The 17,388-nt window shown below is 66.3% G+C and carries 15 protein-coding genes; 4 read left to right on the forward strand and 11 right to left on the reverse strand.

Features of this window, described 5'->3' with window-relative positions:
* Positions 1 to 153: 153 nt before the first annotated feature.
* Positions 154 to 327 (reverse strand): DUF1328 domain-containing protein, encoded by a 174-nt coding sequence (locus OJI97_RS02205; protein ID WP_257550800.1) that lies wholly within the window; start codon positions 325 to 327, stop codon positions 154 to 156.
* A 130-nt stretch (positions 328 to 457) separates the two neighbouring features.
* Entirely contained in the window at positions 458 to 1,798 is a 1,341-nt protein-coding gene (locus tag OJI97_RS02210) for a hypothetical protein (protein WP_297660697.1), read from the reverse strand.
* A 192-nt stretch (positions 1,799 to 1,990) separates the two neighbouring features.
* Between OJI97_RS02210 and OJI97_RS02215 the strand changes: the two genes are divergently transcribed.
* Both OJI97_RS02215 and OJI97_RS02220 read left to right on the forward strand, forming a co-directional pair.
* On the forward strand, positions 1,991 to 4,705 hold the full coding sequence (locus tag OJI97_RS02215) for a winged helix-turn-helix domain-containing protein (protein WP_297660700.1): 2,715 nt from the start codon (positions 1,991 to 1,993) through the stop codon (positions 4,703 to 4,705).
* Positions 4,706 to 4,802: 97 nt separating this feature from the next.
* On the forward strand, positions 4,803 to 5,978 hold the full coding sequence (locus tag OJI97_RS02220; protein WP_297660703.1) for an acyl-CoA dehydrogenase family protein: 1,176 nt from the start codon (positions 4,803 to 4,805) through the stop codon (positions 5,976 to 5,978).
* A 128-nt stretch (positions 5,979 to 6,106) separates the two neighbouring features.
* Here OJI97_RS02220 and OJI97_RS02225 read toward each other — a convergent pair whose 3' ends face one another.
* The 9 genes from OJI97_RS02225 to cyoA all read right to left on the reverse strand — a co-directional run bounded on the left by OJI97_RS02225 (position 6,107) and on the right by cyoA (position 15,136).
* Positions 6,107 to 7,351: an acyl-CoA dehydrogenase family protein gene (locus OJI97_RS02225; protein WP_297660706.1), complete on the reverse strand. Its 1,245-nt coding sequence runs from the start codon at positions 7,349 to 7,351 to the stop codon at positions 6,107 to 6,109.
* A 181-nt stretch (positions 7,352 to 7,532) separates the two neighbouring features.
* Positions 7,533 to 8,447, reverse strand: a complete 915-nt coding sequence (locus OJI97_RS02230) for a LysR family transcriptional regulator (RefSeq protein WP_297660709.1) — start codon at positions 8,445 to 8,447, stop codon at positions 7,533 to 7,535.
* Positions 8,444 to 8,977 (reverse strand): response regulator transcription factor, encoded by a 534-nt coding sequence (locus OJI97_RS02235; RefSeq protein WP_297660712.1) that lies wholly within the window; start codon positions 8,975 to 8,977, stop codon positions 8,444 to 8,446. Before OJI97_RS02235 ends, OJI97_RS02230 begins: the two co-directional genes overlap by 4 nt.
* Positions 8,974 to 10,281 (reverse strand): ATP-binding protein, encoded by a 1,308-nt coding sequence (locus OJI97_RS02240; protein WP_297660715.1) that lies wholly within the window; start codon positions 10,279 to 10,281, stop codon positions 8,974 to 8,976. Before OJI97_RS02240 ends, OJI97_RS02235 begins: the two co-directional genes overlap by 4 nt.
* Entirely contained in the window at positions 10,281 to 10,973 is a 693-nt protein-coding gene (locus OJI97_RS02245) for an SURF1 family protein (protein WP_297660717.1), read from the reverse strand. The genes OJI97_RS02240 and OJI97_RS02245 overlap by 1 nt, the downstream gene beginning before the upstream one ends.
* Complete coding sequence (cyoD, locus tag OJI97_RS02250) at positions 10,970 to 11,350, reverse strand: cytochrome o ubiquinol oxidase subunit IV (RefSeq protein ID WP_297660720.1); 381 nt, start codon at positions 11,348 to 11,350, stop codon at positions 10,970 to 10,972. The genes OJI97_RS02245 and cyoD overlap by 4 nt, the downstream gene beginning before the upstream one ends.
* A complete protein-coding gene (gene cyoC / locus OJI97_RS02255; RefSeq protein ID WP_297660723.1) occupies positions 11,347 to 11,994 on the reverse strand; it encodes a cytochrome o ubiquinol oxidase subunit III in 648 nt (215 codons plus the stop codon). The genes cyoD and cyoC overlap by 4 nt, the downstream gene beginning before the upstream one ends.
* A gap of 4 nt (positions 11,995 to 11,998) precedes the next feature.
* Positions 11,999 to 14,005: a cytochrome o ubiquinol oxidase subunit I gene (gene cyoB, locus OJI97_RS02260; protein WP_297660832.1), complete on the reverse strand. Its 2,007-nt coding sequence runs from the start codon at positions 14,003 to 14,005 to the stop codon at positions 11,999 to 12,001.
* 18 nt (positions 14,006 to 14,023) lie between these two features.
* Positions 14,024 to 15,136 (reverse strand): ubiquinol oxidase subunit II, encoded by a 1,113-nt coding sequence (gene cyoA / locus OJI97_RS02265; RefSeq protein WP_367184741.1) that lies wholly within the window; start codon positions 15,134 to 15,136, stop codon positions 14,024 to 14,026.
* Positions 15,137 to 15,478: 342 nt separating this feature from the next.
* On the opposite strand from cyoA, the gene OJI97_RS02270 reads away from it, so the two are divergent.
* Both OJI97_RS02270 and OJI97_RS02275 read left to right on the forward strand, forming a co-directional pair.
* Positions 15,479 to 16,807 (forward strand): MFS transporter, encoded by a 1,329-nt coding sequence (locus tag OJI97_RS02270; protein WP_297660726.1) that lies wholly within the window; start codon positions 15,479 to 15,481, stop codon positions 16,805 to 16,807.
* A complete protein-coding gene (locus tag OJI97_RS02275; RefSeq protein ID WP_297660729.1) occupies positions 16,804 to 17,337 on the forward strand; it encodes a molybdenum cofactor guanylyltransferase in 534 nt (177 codons plus the stop codon). Before OJI97_RS02270 ends, OJI97_RS02275 begins: the two co-directional genes overlap by 4 nt.
* The last annotated feature ends 51 nt before the right edge of the window (positions 17,338 to 17,388 follow it).

A 17,388-nucleotide genomic window follows, 5' to 3' on the forward strand; every position in this document is an offset into this window, starting at 1 on the left:
CGTCATTGCGAGCGAAGCGAAGCAATCCAGGGCGGTTTACGCGCGCTCTGGATTGCTTCGCTTCGCTCGCAATGACGATGCTGGCGATGCCAGGAAAAAGCCCGGCCGCCTGACAGACGACCGGGCCAAACAATTCGCTTTGCAAACGCCCCGTCAGGGCAGCGTGGTCCGTCCGCCGCGTCCGAAGAGGAAGGCGACGACGAACAGCACGACGCCGATGATCAACAGGATTTTCGCGAACTCGGCGGAAATGCCCGCAATGCCGCCGAAGCCGAGCAGCGCGGCAATGAGCGCGACGACCGCGAAAATGATGGCCCATCTGAACATGCCTATTCTCCCTACTGGCGCGCGACCTCACCCTCGCCCGCGCGTCGGGCGAATTGGCCATCGCATCATCCTGTTTAGATGATCGAGAAACGCGCCCCGGTGCCGGAAGTTCCGCTGCTCCGGTGGCCGGTCAGCGCAGCCGCCACTTGGCGCCGAGTTGCTCCGCCGGGCACCAGCGCATCGGCGGGCCGGTGTCCTGAATGGTGAGCTGGATGCGCGTCGGCGTCAGGATTTTCACCTCCATCTCCCATTCGGGAAGAAAGAAGGAACCGCGCGATTTTTCGACCTTGCCGAGCGGGCCGACGAAATTCTCATCGAGGCTGCCCGGCGCGCCGCCGCCGCGCATCAGGCCGAGCCGCTTGCCGTCATAGTAGAGCGCCTCGAAGCCAGGGTTCGCGCAAGGCTCGGTCTCGTTCACATAATAGCCCGCAACGATGCCGAGCGGCGCGACGGGCTTTTGCCCCGCCGCCTGCGCGCCCGATGCCGCCCCCGCCGCCGAGGCGCATTGCGGAACGAGCGCGCGGATCGCCGCAGTCGAACCGCCGAGCGATACATAGCTCAGATCCCTCCATTCATCGCCGCCGTCGCTGCTCGCGATCAGCGACAGGTCGGTGTCGCGGCCGCTGAGCAGGCTTTCGACGACCGGGTCGATCGTGCCGCTGAAATCGCCCTTCCCCGGCTCCTGCACGAGCGCCTGCGTTCCTTCGCGATCCTCCATCGAGCTTCGGAACGAGAGGAGCAGCGGTCGCCCGGCCGCCGGCAGCGGGACGCCGGCCTTCGGCACGACGGTCATATAGAGACCGCCGCCGGGCTGGCAGCGGATGCCGATCGCCGCGAACTCGGGGTGGCCGGTCACCGCCGCGATGGCGCCCGATCCCGTCCCCGCGAACTGCCAGCGTGCCGTATGCTGCGGCGGAGGCGCGGCATCCGCATCGTCGGTCGGGCCGTCGCCGCCCTTCATCTTCGACGGATCGACGTTCCGCTGCATTCCGGTCTGCACCCATTTCTGGCCGTTCCACACCAAAGTCTGCCCGCAAACCTCCGCGCCATATCCGCCGCAGACGCTGCCGTGGGTCAGCAGCATCAGCCCCTTGCGCTTCGCGTCGACGGATATGATGTCCCAGCCGCGGACATTGTCGTTGAAGATTTCGCGCAGGCCGTTCCTGGTCGACCCGAGTATGCCGATCACGCAGCCCGCGGTTCCGCACCACGCCGAATAGCCCGACGTCGTGCAGCGGGTCGCGGCATATTCGATCACCCAGTCGGGCTTGCCGTCGTTCGTCACCTCGACCTGGGTCGCGAAACCCGCGCGGTCGGGAACGAACTTGCCGCCCTCGGCGCGGCAATCCTGCTTGAGCTGGTCATAGACCGCCTGCACCTCGCGCGGCCAGGCTTTGGGCGCGGTCTGGGCATGGACGGTGGCCTGCGTCGAGCAGGCGGCAAGCGATATCAGGGCAAGGACAAAACGCATGATGTTCCCCCAATTCAAAAGAGATGGATCGCGACGGCCCACCCGATCACGGCGCACGGTGCATCCGCTGCCCGGCCTTCCGCAGCCCGACCTTCCGGCTACCTATATCCGCGGCAACGGCAAAGTCTTGATGCCACTATCAAGAATTTCTAAAGCTTGGGAAAAGCGGGCGTAGCAGGGGGTCGCAAAATCATGTCATCTACTCATTCGTCGCGGCGGCGGCGGCGGTTGTGGCGCTTTGTGAACGCTGAGTTCGACGAAGCGAGCTGGACGCTGCGCATCGGCGGCGCCCCCGTCGCGCTCGAGGGGAAGCCGCTCGAGGTGTTGCACGAACTGCTGCTGCGCGCGGGCGAAGTCGTCACCAAGGACGAAATTCTCGATGCGGTGTGGCCCGGCGTGACCGTGGTCGAAGGCTCGCTCGCGACCGCCATCTCGAAGCTGCGCAAGGCGCTCGGCGCGTCGGGTTCGGACATCGTCGCCACCGTGCCGCGCGTCGGCTATCGCCTGACCGCGCCGGTCGAGGTCGAGAGCGTCGATACGCCGCTCGCGCCGCGTTTCGCCTTCGCCGCCGGGGACAGCGTTCCGGGGCGCAAGGCCTGGCAACTCGAACAGCCGCTGGGCGATACCGGCGCCGCGGACGTCTGGCTCGCGCGCCAGGCCAAGACGGGCGAGCAGCGGGTGTTCAAATTCGCCGACGCCCCCGACCGGCTGCGCGCGCTGAAACGCGAAGCCGCATTGTCACGCCTGGTGTCGGCCGGGCTCGGCAAGACATCGCCGCTTCCCGCGCTGCACGAATGGAATTTCGACGCAGCGCCCTTCTTCCTCGAATATGCATGGGGCGGGCGCGATCTGCTCGCCTGGGCCGAGGGCGGCCTGTCCGCGATCCCGCTCGCCGAGCGGCTGGCGGTCGCGGCGATGGCGGCGCGCGCGGTGGCGGGCATCCACAGCGTCGGCGTCCTCCACAAGGATCTGAAGCCCGCCAACATGCTGATCGACGACGGCGAGAGCGGCCGGGTGCTGCGCCTCGTCGATTTCGGCAGCGGACGGCTGATCGACGACGCGCTGCTCGCCAGCTTCCAGATCACCAATCCGGGCTCGCTCGACACCGATCTCGGCAAGGACGAGCCGCGGTCGGGCACCCTCGCCTATCGCGCCCCCGAATTGATCGGCGACGCGGTGCCGACGGTGAAGAGCGACATTTATGCATTGGGACTGATCCTCTATCAGCTCGTCGTCGGCGATTTCACCGCGGCGCTCGCGCCGGGCTGGGAGGAGCGGGTCGCCGATCCGCTGTTGCGCGAGGACATCGCGCGCGCCGCCGCGCTGACGCCGGGCGACCGGCTGGACAGCGCCGCCGATCTCGCGGACCGGATCGAGCGGCTGGACGACCGCCGCGCCCAGGCCGCCGACGCCGCCGAGCGCGCCGCTTTCCTCGCCGATCAGAAACGCCGCGAGGAGCGCCGCGCGGCGCAGCGGCCGTGGGTCCGCGCCGCCTTCGCAAGCCTAACCGCCGGGCTGCTCGCGACCTCGGCGCTTGCGGCCTATGCGTGGCACCAGCGGAGCGCCGCAATCGCCGCACGCGACCTGACCGAGACCAGCTACGCCTTCATCGCCGAGGATGTGCTGGGCAGCCCCGACCCCGCCAAATCGAGCGCCGACGAGACCGTCGTCGAGGCGATCAAGCGCGCGAGCGGGCAGATCGACCAGCGTTTCGCGGCCAATCCGGGGATCGCCGCGCGGCTCCACCTCGCCATCGCGCGCGCCTTTCACCAGCGCTCCGACCCCGACACCGCGCGCGCCGAATATGCGCGCGCCGACGCGCTGTTCGCGAAGGCCGGCGAGACCGAAAGCGACGACGCCATCACCGGCCGCCTCGACCGCATCAATATGGAGGCGACCTCGGGTCAGCCCGACCGGCTCGAGGAGGCCGGCCGCCTGCTGGAAAAGGAACGCGCGCGGCTGGGCAAGCGCGGCGAGACCGGCCGCATGGGCTTCGCGCTCGCACGCGCCGAAGGGTCCTATGATTATTTCGCCGACATCGAACGCGCCGAGCCCGCGTTCCGCCGCGCGGTGGCGATCGGCGAGGCGAGCGGAAGCGATATCCCGCCGGGGCAATTGCTGAAGGCGCGATCGTCGCTGGTGCTGACGCTGATGCGGCTCGGGCAGGCCGACAAGGCCGAGCCGATCGCGCGCGCGATCGTCGCCGATTCGACCCGCATCCGCGGCGCCGATCATCCCGACACGCTCGTCACCCGCCAGCACTGGCTGAACAGTCTGTCGATGACCGGACGCTACAAGGAAGCGCTGGAAGGCAGCACGCCGCTGCTCGCGGCGATGGAGAAAAGATTCGGCCCCGACCATCGCTTCACTCTGGGCCTGCGTTCGACCCGTTTCGAGAGCTTCGCCGCGCTCGGCCGCTATGCCGAGGCGGCGGCCGAAGCCGAAAAGGTCTGGAAGGGTGCCGCCGCGCAGGCCGGGGCGCATTCGCACCAGGCACTGGTCGGGCAGATCGACTATGCCTCGGCGCTCTGCCAGACGCCGCAGCGGGCGAAAGCGCTCGGCGTTGCGCGCGAAGCGCTCGACGCCAGCCTATCGGCGTTCGGCGCCGATTTTCCGCTCACGCATTCGATCCGCTATTTCACCGCCGAATGCCTGATCGCCAACCAGCGCTTCACCGAAGCCGGGCAGATGCTCGCCGCGGTCGATCGCGAAAAGACCGCGCAGCTTCTCGGCAATCCCGATTTCGACGCCACCGTCGACGTCGCGCTGGCCGAGGCCGCGATCGGCAATCACGACAAGGCCGGGGCGCGGCGGCTGCTCGACAAGGCGGCCCCAGCGCTTGCGAAGACGAAGGACGAGATTTTGCGCGCGCGGGCGGAAAAGCTGAGCCGGTCGCTGACCTCCTGAGACACCGCCGGGTCCCGATCCAAAGCGTTTGCCGATTGCAGGCGGCGGCATCTGCGCTATGGGCAACAGGTATCAGATCGAAACCGGAAAGCCAGCGATGCCCGAGCCCTCCCATCCCGAAATCCGCGAATCCGTCCGCCGGCTGTGCGCCGATTTCCCTGGCTCCTATTGGCAGGCGCTCGACCGCGACCGCATCTATCCGACCGAATTCGTTCGCACGCTGACCCAATCGGGCTTTCTCTCGGTCCTCGTGCCCGAGGAGTTTGGCGGGGCCGGGCTCGGCCTGTCGGCGGCGACCGCGATCCTGGAGGAAATCCACCGTTCGGGCTGCAACGGCGGCGCCTGCCACGCGCAGATGTATACGATGGGCACGATCCTGAAGCATGGATCGGCCGAGCAGAAACAGCGCTACCTGCCCGGCATTGCCAGCGGCGAGTTGCGCCTCCAGGCCTTCGGGGTCACCGAGCCGACCAGCGGCACCGACACGACGCGGATCAAGACCTTCGCGCGCCGCGAGCCTGCCCTCGCGAAGGCGGGGGGTGATGACTATGTTGTTTCGGGGCAGAAAATCTGGATCAGCCGCGCCGAGCACAGCGATCTGATGGTGCTGCTCGTCCGCACCACGCCGCGCGACCAGGTCGCCAAATCGTCTGACGGGATGAGCGTGCTGCTCGTCGACATGCGCGAAGCGGTCGGCAATGGCCTGACGATCCGCCCGGTGCGCACGATGCTCAACCATGCGACGACCGAGCTGTTCTTCGACGACCTCCGCGTCCCCGCTGCGAACCTGATCGGCGAGGAAGGCAAGGGCTTCAAATATATCCTCGACGGCATGAACGCCGAGCGCATCCTGATCGCCAGCGAATGCATCGGCGACGGGCGTTTCTTCATCGACCGCGCGTCGGCCTATGCTTCGGGGCGCGAGGTGTTCGGGCGGCCGATCGGCGAAAATCAGGGAATCCAGTTCCCGATCGCGCGCGCCTATGTCCAGCTATCGGCGGCAGCGGCGATGGTCGATCAGGCGGCGGCGATGTTCGAGGCGGGGGAGCCGTGCGGCACCGAAGCGAACATGGCGAAGATGCTGGCGTCGGAGGCGAGCTGGTATGCCGCCGACATGTGCATCCAGACCCACGGCGGCTTCGGCTTCGCCGAGGAATATGACATCGAACGCAAGTTCCGCGAAACGCGGCTGTATCAGGTCGCGCCGATCAGCACGAACCTGATCTTGAGCCACGTCGCGACGCATGTGCTGAAATTGCCGAAGAGTTTTTGATTACCGCCTACAAGCATGCGTCCCCGCGAAGGCGGGGCCCCAGAGCTTCATAACGCTTCCGCCAGTCGTACAACTCTGGGTCCCCGCCTTCGCGGGGACACACCGGAGTTTGCGGGTGAACCGGGGCCTTAGTGCCGCCCCAATTCCTCGCGGCCCACCACCATATAATGAACCTCGTCGGGGCCATCGGCGAAGCGCAGATGACGGACGTCGGCATAGAGTTCCGCCAGCGGCGTCCAGTGCGAGATGCCGGTGGCGCCGTGGATCTGGATCGCCTGATCGATGATCTGGCACACGCGTTCGGGCACCATCGCCTTGGCCATGCTGACCCAGACGCGCGCCTGTCGATTGCCGAGCAGATCCATCGCCTTCGCCGCCTTGAGCACGATCAGCCGCAGCGCCTCGATATCGCAGCGCGCCCGCGCGATGACCTCGAGGTTCTTGCCGAGCTGCGATAGCGGCCGCCCGAAGGCGGTGCGCGAATTGCCGCGCTTGACCATCAGGTCGAGCGCGAGTTCGGCCTTGCCGATCGTGCGCATACAGTGATGGATGCGGCCCGGGCCGAGGCGCATCTGCGAAATCTCGAACCCCCGGCCCTCGCCGAGCAGGATATTCTCGCGCGGCACGCGGACATTGTCGAAGCGCATGTGCATATGGCCCTGCGGCGCATGATCGGCGCCGAACACGCGCATCGGGCCGAGCACCTGCACCCCCGGCGTGTCCATCGGCACGAGGATCTGCGAATGCTGCCCCTTGCGCGCGGCTTCGGGGTTGGTCCTCAGCATACAGATCAGGATCTTGCAGCGCGGATCGCCGGCGCCGCTGATGAAATATTTCTCGCCGTTGATCACCCACTCGTCGCCGTCGAGCACCGCACTGGTTTCGAGGTTGCTCGCGTCCGAGGAAGCAACGCCGGGTTCGGTCATCACATAGGCCGAGCGGATTTCGCCGTTCAAGAGCGGCTTCAGCCATTGCTCCTTCTGCGCGGGCGTGCCGACCATTTCGAGCACTTCCATATTGCCGGTGTCGGGCGCCGAGCAGTTCAGCGATTCCGACGCAAGCGGCGACTTGCCGAGTTCGGCGGCGATATAGGCATAATCGAGATTGGTGAGCGGCGTCCCCGTGTCGCCGTGCGGCAGGAAGAAGTTCCACAGGCCCGCGGCCTTCGCCTTGTTCTTCGCGCCTTCGAGCAGTTCGAGCTGACCCGGCGCCCAACTCCAGCGGTCGGCGCGACCCTCGCCGAGCCGGAAGAATTCTTCGGTGATCGGCGCGACATTCTCGGCGATATGGCGCTTCACCGCGTCGAAGAGCGGCTGCGCTTCCTTCGACATGCGCAGGTCGTTGAGTTCGGCTTCGAGTTCGATCTCGGTCATAGGGGTCTCCGCTGTGATTTGCGGCGACGCTAGCGGCAAACATCCATCGATAGAAATGATAGGTTCGAATAGCTGATATTCGTCCATAGAATGTCGTCATTGCGAGCGACGCGAAGCAATCCAGGGGCGGTTTACGTCTGCTCTGGATTGCTTCGCTTCGCTCGCAATGACGGCGGTGGAGTCAGTCTACTCTGCCCAACTCATCCGCGATAATCCCGCGCAGCCAGCGCAGGCCAGGGTCGGCGTCGGCCGCCTGGTGCCAATAGAGATAGCTGCCCCCCTGCTCGACCGGCAGCGGCATGTCGACAAGCTGCATCGGCCACATCGCGTCGAGCACTTCGGCGTGCGAGCGCGGCAGCGAAAAGAGCATGTCCGACGCGGCGACGATCTGCCAAGCGGTGATCGCGTGCTGGCACCGCACCGCGACGCGGCGGGCGAGCCCCAGGCGGTCGAGCGCCATATCCTCCATCCCCGGCCCGTGCGGCCGCGCGGTAGCGACGATATGGTCGAGGGCGAGATAGGTATCGAGGTCGATCGCGCCATCGACGCGCGGGTGCCCCTTGCGCGCCACGATGACGGGCGGCTCGGTGCCGAGATAATGGCGGCAAAGCCGGTCGTCGGCGGGCAAGGCGACATCGAGCGCGAGATCGAGGTCGCCGTTCGCGAGCGCTACCACCAGGTCGCGGCGGCGAAAGGTCACGCTCGCCAGCATCGCCCGCGGCGCCTCGCTCCGCACCCGCAGCGCAAGCGCGGAGAAACGCGGCATCTCGCCCGACAGGCGCACCCCGATGCGAAATTCGCGCGCCGTCTCGGCCGGGTCGAAGGCGGTCGCGGCGTCGAGCGCGGCGTCGAGCCCGCGCAGCGCCTCGCGCACCGGCCCGGCGATCGCGCGCGCGGCCGAGGTCGGCACCAGCCGGTTGCCCTGCCGCACGAACAGCGGATCGCCGAACGCATCGCGCAGCTTCGCGAGCGCATGGCTGATCGCGGGCTGCGACAGGTTGAGGTGGCGCGCCGCCGCCGACACGCCGCCCTTGGCGTGGATCGCATCGAACACCTGAAGCAGGTTGAGGTCGAAGCGCGCCAATCGCCGCATCATTTCACCTGCCGCTTTTCGAGCTTCCGCGCGAGCGTCCGCCGATGCATCCCCAGCCGCCGCGCGGCCTCCGAAATGTTGAAATTGGTCTCGACGAGCGTCTGGTGGATATGCTCCCACTCGACGGTCTTGATCGACGAGGGCCGCGCGTCGAGCGGGGCATCGACATTCCCCTCCGACCGATCGAACGCCGCCTCGATATCGTCGGTGTTCGACGGTTTGGCGAGATAATAAGACGCGCCCAATTTGATCGCCTCGACCGCCGTCGCGATGCTCGCGAAGCCGGTGAGCACGACGATCCGCATCGCCGGATCGGCGGCGCGCAACATCTGGACCGCGACAAGCCCCGACGCATTGCCGAGTTTCAGATCGACCACCGCAAAGCCCGGCCGCCACCCGGCCAGCAGCGCTTCGGCTTCGTCGGGGCTTGCCGCCACGCGCACCGCATAGTCGCGGCGTTCGAACGACCGTTTGAGCGTGCGCGCGAAGACGTCGTCGTCCTCGACGATCAGCAATTGCCGCCGGTCGCTCATGCACCCTCGCTTTCGCGGGCCGCGACCGCCGCGAGCGGCAGCATGATCCGCACCACCGCACCGCCGGCATCGCGATTCTCGGCGCTCGCCCAGCCGCCGAGCTTGCGCAGCACGTTGACGAGCAGGAACAGCCCCAGCCCGCCGCCGGGCCGCCCCTTGGTCGAACGATAGGGCTGGCCGAATCCGTCGAGCATCGCTTCGGCGAAACCCGGACCATGGTCGGCGATCTCGATCACTGCGGTCTCGCCATCGCGCGAGGCGGTGATGCCGATCCAGCCGGGCGACACCTCGGCGGCATTGTCGATGACATTGCCGATCACCTGCCGCAGCGCCGGGTCGGACACGATTGCAACATCGGCGCCGAAACGGTCGCTGAGGTCGATGCGCCCGGCGAAGCGGGCCGCGTGGTCGGCGACGATATCGCCGAGGAAGCTCCGCATCGTCGTCATTTCGGGCGCGATCCCGCGCGCCTCGCCCGCCGACATCAGGATGCCGCTGACGATCGCCTTGCAGCGCCGCACCGCCGCGTCCATGTCCGCCAGGTCGTCCTGAAGCTCGCTTTGCGTTGCCAGTTCCGCCGCCCCCTTCCAGTCGCCGATCAGCACCGAGAGGGTCGATAGCGGCGTCCCGAGTTCGTGCGCCGCGCCCGAGGCGAGCAGCCCCATGCGGACGATATGATCCTCCTCCGCCGCACGCTGGCGGCTCGCGGCGAGCGCGGCGTCGCGGTCGCGCAGATTGCGGCTGATCCGCGTGACAAAGGCGACGAGCAACACCGCGATCAGCAGGAAGCAGACGAGGCTGCCCTTGAGATAGAGCGCCATCGGATCGGCGGCATAGGGCGGCGGCAGGATCAGCGGGGTCGGTTCGACCGCGAGCACGCCGATCGCCGCGAGCGCCGCGACGACGATCGCCCACGACGAGGCGGGCGTCAGCAGGATCGCGCCGATCACGACCTGAAGCAGGAACAGCGAGGCGAAGGGATTGGCGAGCCCGCCGCTGTGGTGAAGCTGCCAGCCGAGCGCGGCGACGTCGAACAGCAACGCCGCGGTCAGCTCGGCATTGGTCACCGCGCGCCCGCGCCGCAGCAGCGCGAGACTGGCGAAGTTGATCGCGATCAGCACCGCGATCGCCGCCACCAGCGGCGCAAGCGGCAGGTGGATGTGCATCGGGCCGGTGACGATGGCGATCGTCGCAAGCTGCCCCCCGACCGCAAGCCAGCGCAGCTGGATCAGCAGCGCCATGTTCCGCCGTCCGGCATTCGCCTCGGCGGGCGCATCGACTGGCGGGATCGCGGGCTCGGTCATCAATCCCGGATACGCCACAGCCGTCCCGCGAAAAAGAGGCTCAATGCACAAAGCGCGAACCAGGTCAGCGCATAGACCATATGATTGTCGGGAAAACGCACGATGGTCAGCCCGCCGACCGGATAGCCGCCGGGGTTGGGCGTGGCGTCGGCATCGATGAAATAGGGCGCCGTCCGGCCCAGCCCCCTTGCCTTCGCGATCGCCGCGACATCGCGCGAATACCAGCGGTTCGCCGCCGGATCGTTCGACCGCAAAAACGCTCCCTTGGGCTCAGTCACACGCAGCAAACCGGCCACCGTCACGTCACTGGCGCTATTCCCCGCTGCGCGCGTGCCGGGATCGCGTCGCTCCTTGGGCACGAAGCCGCGATTGACGAGCAGCGTGAAGCGCGAGGTTTCGAGCGGCGTCAGCACCCAATAGCCCGCGCCGCGCGCGGTCACCGCCTGCACCAGCGTCTCGCGGTCGTGGCGGAAATGCCCGCGCGCGGTCACGCGGCGATAGGCGTCGTCCTTCGCATCGATCCGTGGCCACGCATCGGGACCCGGTGCCGCCATCGGCGCCGCATGGATGCGCGCATCGACCGCGGCGACCAGTTCATGCTTCCAGACGCGCCGTTCGAGCTGCCAGACGCCGAGCGCGGCGAAACCCGCCGCCACGGCGATCAGCGCCGCGACGACGAAGCCGCGCCTCAAGGAAGCTGGCTCATGTCGTGCGGCGACGGCATCATATTGGTATTGAGATGGTGCATCACCCACAGCGATCCCGCGAGCATGATCACGACGATGATGATCGTGAAGGTCAGCGAGGTGATCGACCAGCCGCCCTCGGCCTTTGGCGACATATGGAGGAAGAAGACCATGTGGACGACGATCTGCACAGCGGCGAAGACCATGATCACCGCCGCGGTCGCGCCGTCGGACAGCGGCCGTTCCATCACCAGCCAGAAAGGGATGGCGGTCAGGATCACCGACAGGATGAAGCCGATGAGATAATCGCGCATCGATGCGTGCGGCATCTCAATCTCGTGAGGGCCATCGCCCGCGTGGGCGTGGTGCGGGTCGGCGCTCATCGCAGCACTCCCATCAGATAGACAATGGTGAAAACGCCGATCCAGACGACGTCGAGGAAGTGCCAGAACATCGACAGGCACATGACGCGGCGCTTGTTCGCGGCGATCAGCCCATGCTTGCCGAGCTGGACCATCAGCACGACCAGCCAGAGCGTGCCGAAGGTGACGTGCAGCCCGTGCGTGCCGACGAGCGTGAAAAAGCTCGACAGGAAGGCGCTGCGCTGCGGCGTGGCGCCGATCTCGATCAGATGGTGAAATTCGTAGAGCTCGATCCCCAGGAAGGCGAGCCCGAACAGGCCGGTGACCGCGAGCCAGAGCTGCGTTCCCTTCACCTTGCCCTGCTGCATCTGGAGCACCGCGAAGCCGTAAGTGATCGACGAGAAGAGCAGCATCGCGGTGTTGAGCGCGACGAGCGGCAGCTCGAACAGATCCTTCGGCGCCGGTCCCGCGGCATAGCTGTCGCCGAGCACCGCAAAGCAGGCGAACAGGATCGCGAAGATGAGGCAGTCGCTCATCAGATAGATCCAGAAGCCCAGCATCGTGCTGTGCCCCTCGGGATGCGCATGCTCGTCGAGGTCGTAGAACTGGACGGGCTCGTCTGCGACTGCGGTGATGGAGTCCGCGGTTATTGTGGGGGCGCTCATCGCATCAGGCTCCGGCCGCGAGGTGACGGGTCCGCACGTCCTCGACCGCCGCGACGGTGGCCGCCGGAATGTCGAAGTCGCGCTTGTAGTTAAAGGTGTGGAAGATCGCATAGGCGATCGTCGCGACGAAGCTGGCGATCACCAGCCACCAGATATGCCAGACCAGCGCGAACCCCATCACCAGGCAAAAGGCCGCGAGGATGAAGCCGGTGCCCGTATTGCTCGGCATGTGGATGTCGCGAAAGTCCGCGACCGGGCGCTGGTGCCCGCGCTTCTTCATGTCGTGCCACGCGTCGAGCGAATGGATCACCGGGGTGAAGGCGAAATTATAGTCGGGCGGCGGCGAACTGGTCGCCCATTCGAGCGTGCGGCCGCCCCACGGATCGCCGCTTTCGTCGGCGAGTTCCTTGCGCCGCCAGATGCTGACGCCGAACTGGATCAGCATCGCCGCGATACCCACCGCGATCACCGCGGCGCCGATGGCGGCGATCACGAACCAGATTTGCAGGCTCGGGTCGTCGAACACGCGCATCCGCCGCGTCACCCCCATCAGGCCGAGGATATAAAGCGGCATGAAGGCCATCCAGAAACCAACCACCCAGCACCAGAAGCTGATCTTGCCCCAGAAGACGTCGAGCTTGAACCCGAACGCCTTGGGCCACCAGTAGTTGATCGCCGCGAACAGGCCGAACAACACGCCGCCGATGATCACGTTGTGGAAGTGCGCGATCAGGAACAGCGAGTTGTGCAGCACGAAGTCGGCGGGCGGCACCGCGAGCAGCACCCCGGTCATCCCGCCGATGACGAAGGTCAGCATGAAGGCGACCGTCCACATCATCGGCAGTTCGAAGCGGATGCGGCCGCGATACATGGTGAAAAGCCAGTTGAAGAGCTTTGCCCCCGTCGGGATCGAGATCACCATCGTCGTGATGCCGAAGAAGCTGTTGACGCTGGCCCCCGACCCCATGGTGAAGAAATGGTGCAGCCACACGATATACGACAGGATGGTGATGCAGATCGTCGCATAGACCATCGAGGTATAGCCGAAGAGCTTTTTGCCCGAAAAGGTCGAGGTGACTTCCGAATAGACGCCGAACAGCGGCAGCACGAGGATATAGACCTCCGGGTGCCCCCAGATCCAGATCAGGTTCACATACATCATCGGCGAACCGCCGAGGTCGTTGGTGAAGAAATTGGTGCCCGCATAGCGATCGAGCGCCAGCAGGGTCAGCGTCGCGGTCAGGATCGGGAAGCTGGCGACGATCAGGATGTTCGCGCACAGCGACGTCCAGGTGAAAACCGGCATCTTCATCAGGCCCATGCCCGGCGCGCGGAGTTTCAGGATCGTCACGATCAGGTTGATCCCCGACAGGGTCGTGCCGACGCCGGCTATCTGAAGCCCCCAGATATAATAGTCGACGCCGACATTGGGGCTGTAGGCGATTCCCGACAAAGGCGGATAGGCGAGCCAGCCGGTCTGGGCATATTCGCCGACGAACAGCGAGATCATCGTCAGCGCCGCGCCCGACACCGTCATCCAGAAGCTGAAATTGTTGAGGAACGGAAAGCTGACGTCGCGCGCGCCGATCTGGAGCGGCACGATATAGTTCATCAGGCCGGTGATGAACGGCATCGCGACGAAGAAGATCATGATCACGCCGTGCGCGGTGAAGATCTGGTCGTAGTGGTGCGGCGGCAGATAGCCTTCGGACCCGCCGAACGCCATCGCCTGCTGTAACCGCATCATGATCGCGTCGGCAAAGCCGCGCAGGAACATGATGAGGCCGAGGATCATGTACATGATCCCGATCCGCTTGTGATCGACGGTGGTCAGCCAGTCGCGCCACAGCCAGCCCCACAGGCGATATTTGGTGATCGCGGCCAGCACCGCGATGCCGCCGATCGCGACGGCGATGAAGGTGACGACCAGGATCGGCTCGTGCAGCGGCAGCGCGTCGAGCGACAGCTTGCCGAGGAAGGGGCCGGTTGCGGGAGCGGGTTGCGGGGTGATCACGGGTCTCAGCTGCCTTCAGCTTGTCTGGCGGGGGACGGCGTTCAGCGCGGTGCGCTCGGGCGCCTGATTGGGATGGGGCAGGCCTTCGCCCTTCAGCGGCGCCGGGTTCACCGGCCTGGCGTCGGGACGGTCGGCCGAGTGCATCTGCTGGCTGCACAGCGCCGCGACATAGCGGACGCTCCAGTTCGCGAGGCTGCCGGTTCCGCGCGCGGCGAATTTGTCATAGGTGACCGAACGGACGTTCTGGATGCCGGCGATCCCCGCGCCGCCCTTCGCATCGATCGCCATCATGTCGTGCATGCACATCTTGCCGGGCTCGACGCACATGTTGACCACCGCGTCGAAAAGCTGGGGATCGACCGCCGCGAAATGACGCACCGGCTCCTTCTGGCTCGGCTTTTCGAGCTTCAGATAGGCGGCGCGGCTCAGGTCGCCCTCGCCCGACGCCTTCGCTGCGGCGACCCATTGGTCGAACGCAGGCGCAGGCAGGCTCTTCACCTTGAAGCGCATGTCGGAAAAGCCCCAGCCCGAATAATTGGCCGAAAAGCCGTCGAAAGTGCCGGTCTTGTCGAACACGCCGTGGAGCTTGGTCTCCATCCCCGGCATCGCGTAGATCTGGCCCGCGAGCGCCGGGACGTAGAAGCTGTTCATCACCGACGAGGCCGAAATGCGAAAGCGGATCGGCCGGTTCACCGGCACCGCGAGTTCGTTCACCGTCGCGATACCCTGTTCGGGATAGATGAACAGCCATTTCCAATCGAGCGCGACGACATTGACGTCGAGCGGCTTCACATGAGCCGCAATCGCCTGTCCCGGCCCGGTGCGCGCGAGCGGGCGATAGGGGTCGAGCATATGCGTCGCGACCCACGTCACCGCGCCGAGGCAGATGATGATCAGCAGCGGCGCCGACCAGATCACGAGTTCGAGCTGGGTCGAATGATCCCAGTCGGGCTTGTAGGTCGCCTGCTTGTTCGCGGCGCGATATTTCCACGCAAAAAAGACCGTCAGCGCCATCACCGGAACGATGATCAGCAGCATCAGCACGGTCGAGATGATGATCAGATGACCCTGCTGGCGCGCGACGTCGCCCGCGGGATCGAGCACGACCAGTCCGCAACCCGACAGCAAAGGCAGCGCGGCGAGCAGCGGCAGCTTCCAAGCCCATCCAGTCTTCGAAGAACCGCGTGTCCCTGCGAAGGCGGGGCCCCATCTCCTGCCGGATCGAAATAGCACCGGCCGGTGATGGACCCCCGCCTTCGCGGGGGAACACGGCCTCATTGAAGGGGAGAGCTTTGTTGGCATGATGCGCGCCTAGGCCTCCTTTGCTGCACTGCACATAGGACATTTTGTCCAATCCCGCGATCGCCGCGGATCGCGCAGGGGCAATTTCATAAGGGGCGCTTTTGCCCTATGATCGACTCGCGCTACCGGATGTCCCTTTTCGGGAGCGCCAGCAGCAGGACGCATCTTATGTCTGCCGAAACCGCGCCGTCCACCACCCAGGCCGAACGCGACGCCCGCGCACTTTATGAAGACGATCATCGCATTTCTCCCGCCGAGATCGCGATCGGGGTCATCATAGGGCGCACCTCCGAATTTTTCGACTTTTTCGTGTTCGCCATCGCCTCGGTGCTGGTGTTCCCGAAGCTCGTCTTTTCGCAGCTCGATCCGCTCACCGGCACGCTGTGGTCGTTCGCGATCTTCGCGCTCGCCTTTCTCGCGCGCCCCGTCGGCACGATGGTCTTTTCATGGATCGACCGCGTCTATGGCCGCGGCGCCAAACTGACGATCGCGCTGTTCCTGCTCGGCGGCTCGACCGCGGCGATCGCCTTCGTGCCGAGCTATGAAACCGCCGGGATCGGCGCGGCGCTGCTTCTGGCCCTCTTCCGCATGGGACAGGGCGTCGCGCTCGGCGGCTCGTGGGACGGGCTCGCCTCGCTGCTCGCGATCAACGCGCCGGAGGGCAAGCGCGGCTGGTATGCGATGATCCCGCAGCTTGGCGCGCCGCTCGGGCTGATCGTCGCCAGCCTGCTCTTCATGTTCCTGATCGCCGCGCTGCCGGCGCAGGATTTTCTCGACTGGGGCTGGCGCTATCCCTTCTTCGTCGCCTTCGCGATCAATGTCGTCGCGCTCTTCGCGCGGCTGCGCATCGTCGTGACCCCCGAATATGCCGCGCTGTTCGAGGATCGCGACCTCGAACCCGCGAAGCTGACCGAGACGCTGCGCTCCGAATGGCGGATCATCGCGATGGGCGCCTTCGCCCCGCTCGCGAGCTTTGCTCTTTTCCACATGGTGACGGTGTTCCCGCTGTCGTGGGTGTTCCTGTTCACCGAGGAAACGCCGGTGCGCTTCCTGATGATCGAGGCGGTCGCGGCCGCGATCGGCGTGTTCGCGATCATCGCCTCGGGCTATCTCGCCGACCGCGTCGGGCGCCGCACGTTGCTGGGCGTCACCGCCGCCGCGATCGCCGCCTTCAGCGGCTTCGCGCCGCAGCTTCTCGGCGCGGGCGAGGCCGGCGAAGCGGCCTTCATGATCCTCGGCTTCATCCTGCTCGGATTCTCCTTCGGCCAGTCGTCGGGGGCGCTGTCGTCGAACTTCGACCCGCGCCATCGCTATACCGGATCGGCGCTTACCTCCGATCTCGCCTGGTTGTTCGGCGCGGGCTTCGCGCCGATGGTCGCGCTGTGGCTGTCGAGTCAGTTCGGGCTGATCGCGGCGGGCGCCTATCTGCTGTCGGGCGCGATCGGGACGCTCGTCGCGCTGTGGCTCAACCACGAACTGGCGCGGACGATCGATTGACCGACGCCGCCTCCATCGCCGGCGTCGTCCTGGCCGGCGGCGCCTCGTCGCGCTTCGGCCGCGACAAGGCGGAGGAAATATATGCGGGGCGCAAGCTGATCGACTGGTCGATCGCGGCGCTTACCCCCTTTTGCGGCGCCGTCTTCGTTTCGGGTCACGCCCATGCGACCCGCGAGAGCGTGCCCGATCTCCCGCGCGCGGGGCTGGGCCCGCTCGGCGGGCTGGCGGGCGCGCTGACGGCGGCGCGCGACGCCGGATATGAGCGTCTGCTGTCGCTGCCCTGCGATACGCCGCTGCTTCCCGAGGGATTGCTCGACCGGCTCTGCCGGGCGGGCGGCGCGGCGTTCGCCCTTTCGTGCCCGGTGATCGGCATCTGGCCGAGCATCGATGCTGATCGCCTTGCGACGTGGCTGGAAGAGGACCGGCCACGCGCGGTGCGTGCCTGGGCCGAAACGATCGGGGCGCAGGCGATCGAGACCGCTGCGATCATCAACATCAATCGAGTCGCGGATTTCGTGCGACTGGGATAAAAATCAGGAACTCGTCGGCTAAACATCGGCACCGCATCACTTCCTCAGCCT

This window comes from Sphingopyxis sp. (genome assembly GCF_025869345.1).
In the GTDB taxonomy this organism is placed as follows: domain Bacteria; phylum Pseudomonadota; class Alphaproteobacteria; order Sphingomonadales; family Sphingomonadaceae; genus Sphingopyxis.

Excerpts from the sequence above, each read along its gene's own strand:
- OJI97_RS02225 (WP_297660706.1), bottom strand. The coding sequence starts at position 7,351 with ATGACCGAGATCGAACTCGAAGCCGAACTCAACGACCTGCGCATGTCG.
- OJI97_RS02235 (WP_297660712.1), bottom strand. The coding sequence starts at position 8,977 with ATGAGCGACCGGCGGCAATTGCTGATCGTCGAGGACGACGACGTCTTC.
- cyoC (WP_297660723.1), bottom strand. The coding sequence starts at position 11,994 with ATGAGCGCCCCCACAATAACCGCGGACTCCATCACCGCAGTCGCAGAC.
- OJI97_RS02270 (WP_297660726.1), top strand. The coding sequence starts at position 15,479 with ATGTCTGCCGAAACCGCGCCGTCCACCACCCAGGCCGAACGCGACGCC.
- OJI97_RS02215 (WP_297660700.1), top strand. The coding sequence starts at position 1,991 with ATGTCATCTACTCATTCGTCGCGGCGGCGGCGGCGGTTGTGGCGCTTT.
- OJI97_RS02230 (WP_297660709.1), bottom strand. The coding sequence starts at position 8,447 with ATGATGCGGCGATTGGCGCGCTTCGACCTCAACCTGCTTCAGGTGTTC.
- OJI97_RS02210 (WP_297660697.1), bottom strand. The coding sequence starts at position 1,798 with ATGCGTTTTGTCCTTGCCCTGATATCGCTTGCCGCCTGCTCGACGCAG.
- OJI97_RS02220 (WP_297660703.1), top strand. The coding sequence starts at position 4,803 with ATGCCCGAGCCCTCCCATCCCGAAATCCGCGAATCCGTCCGCCGGCTG.
- OJI97_RS02205 (WP_257550800.1), bottom strand. The coding sequence starts at position 327 with ATGTTCAGATGGGCCATCATTTTCGCGGTCGTCGCGCTCATTGCCGCG.
- OJI97_RS02240 (WP_297660715.1), bottom strand. The coding sequence starts at position 10,281 with ATGACCGAGCCCGCGATCCCGCCAGTCGATGCGCCCGCCGAGGCGAAT.
- cyoD (WP_297660720.1), bottom strand. The coding sequence starts at position 11,350 with ATGAGCGCCGACCCGCACCACGCCCACGCGGGCGATGGCCCTCACGAG.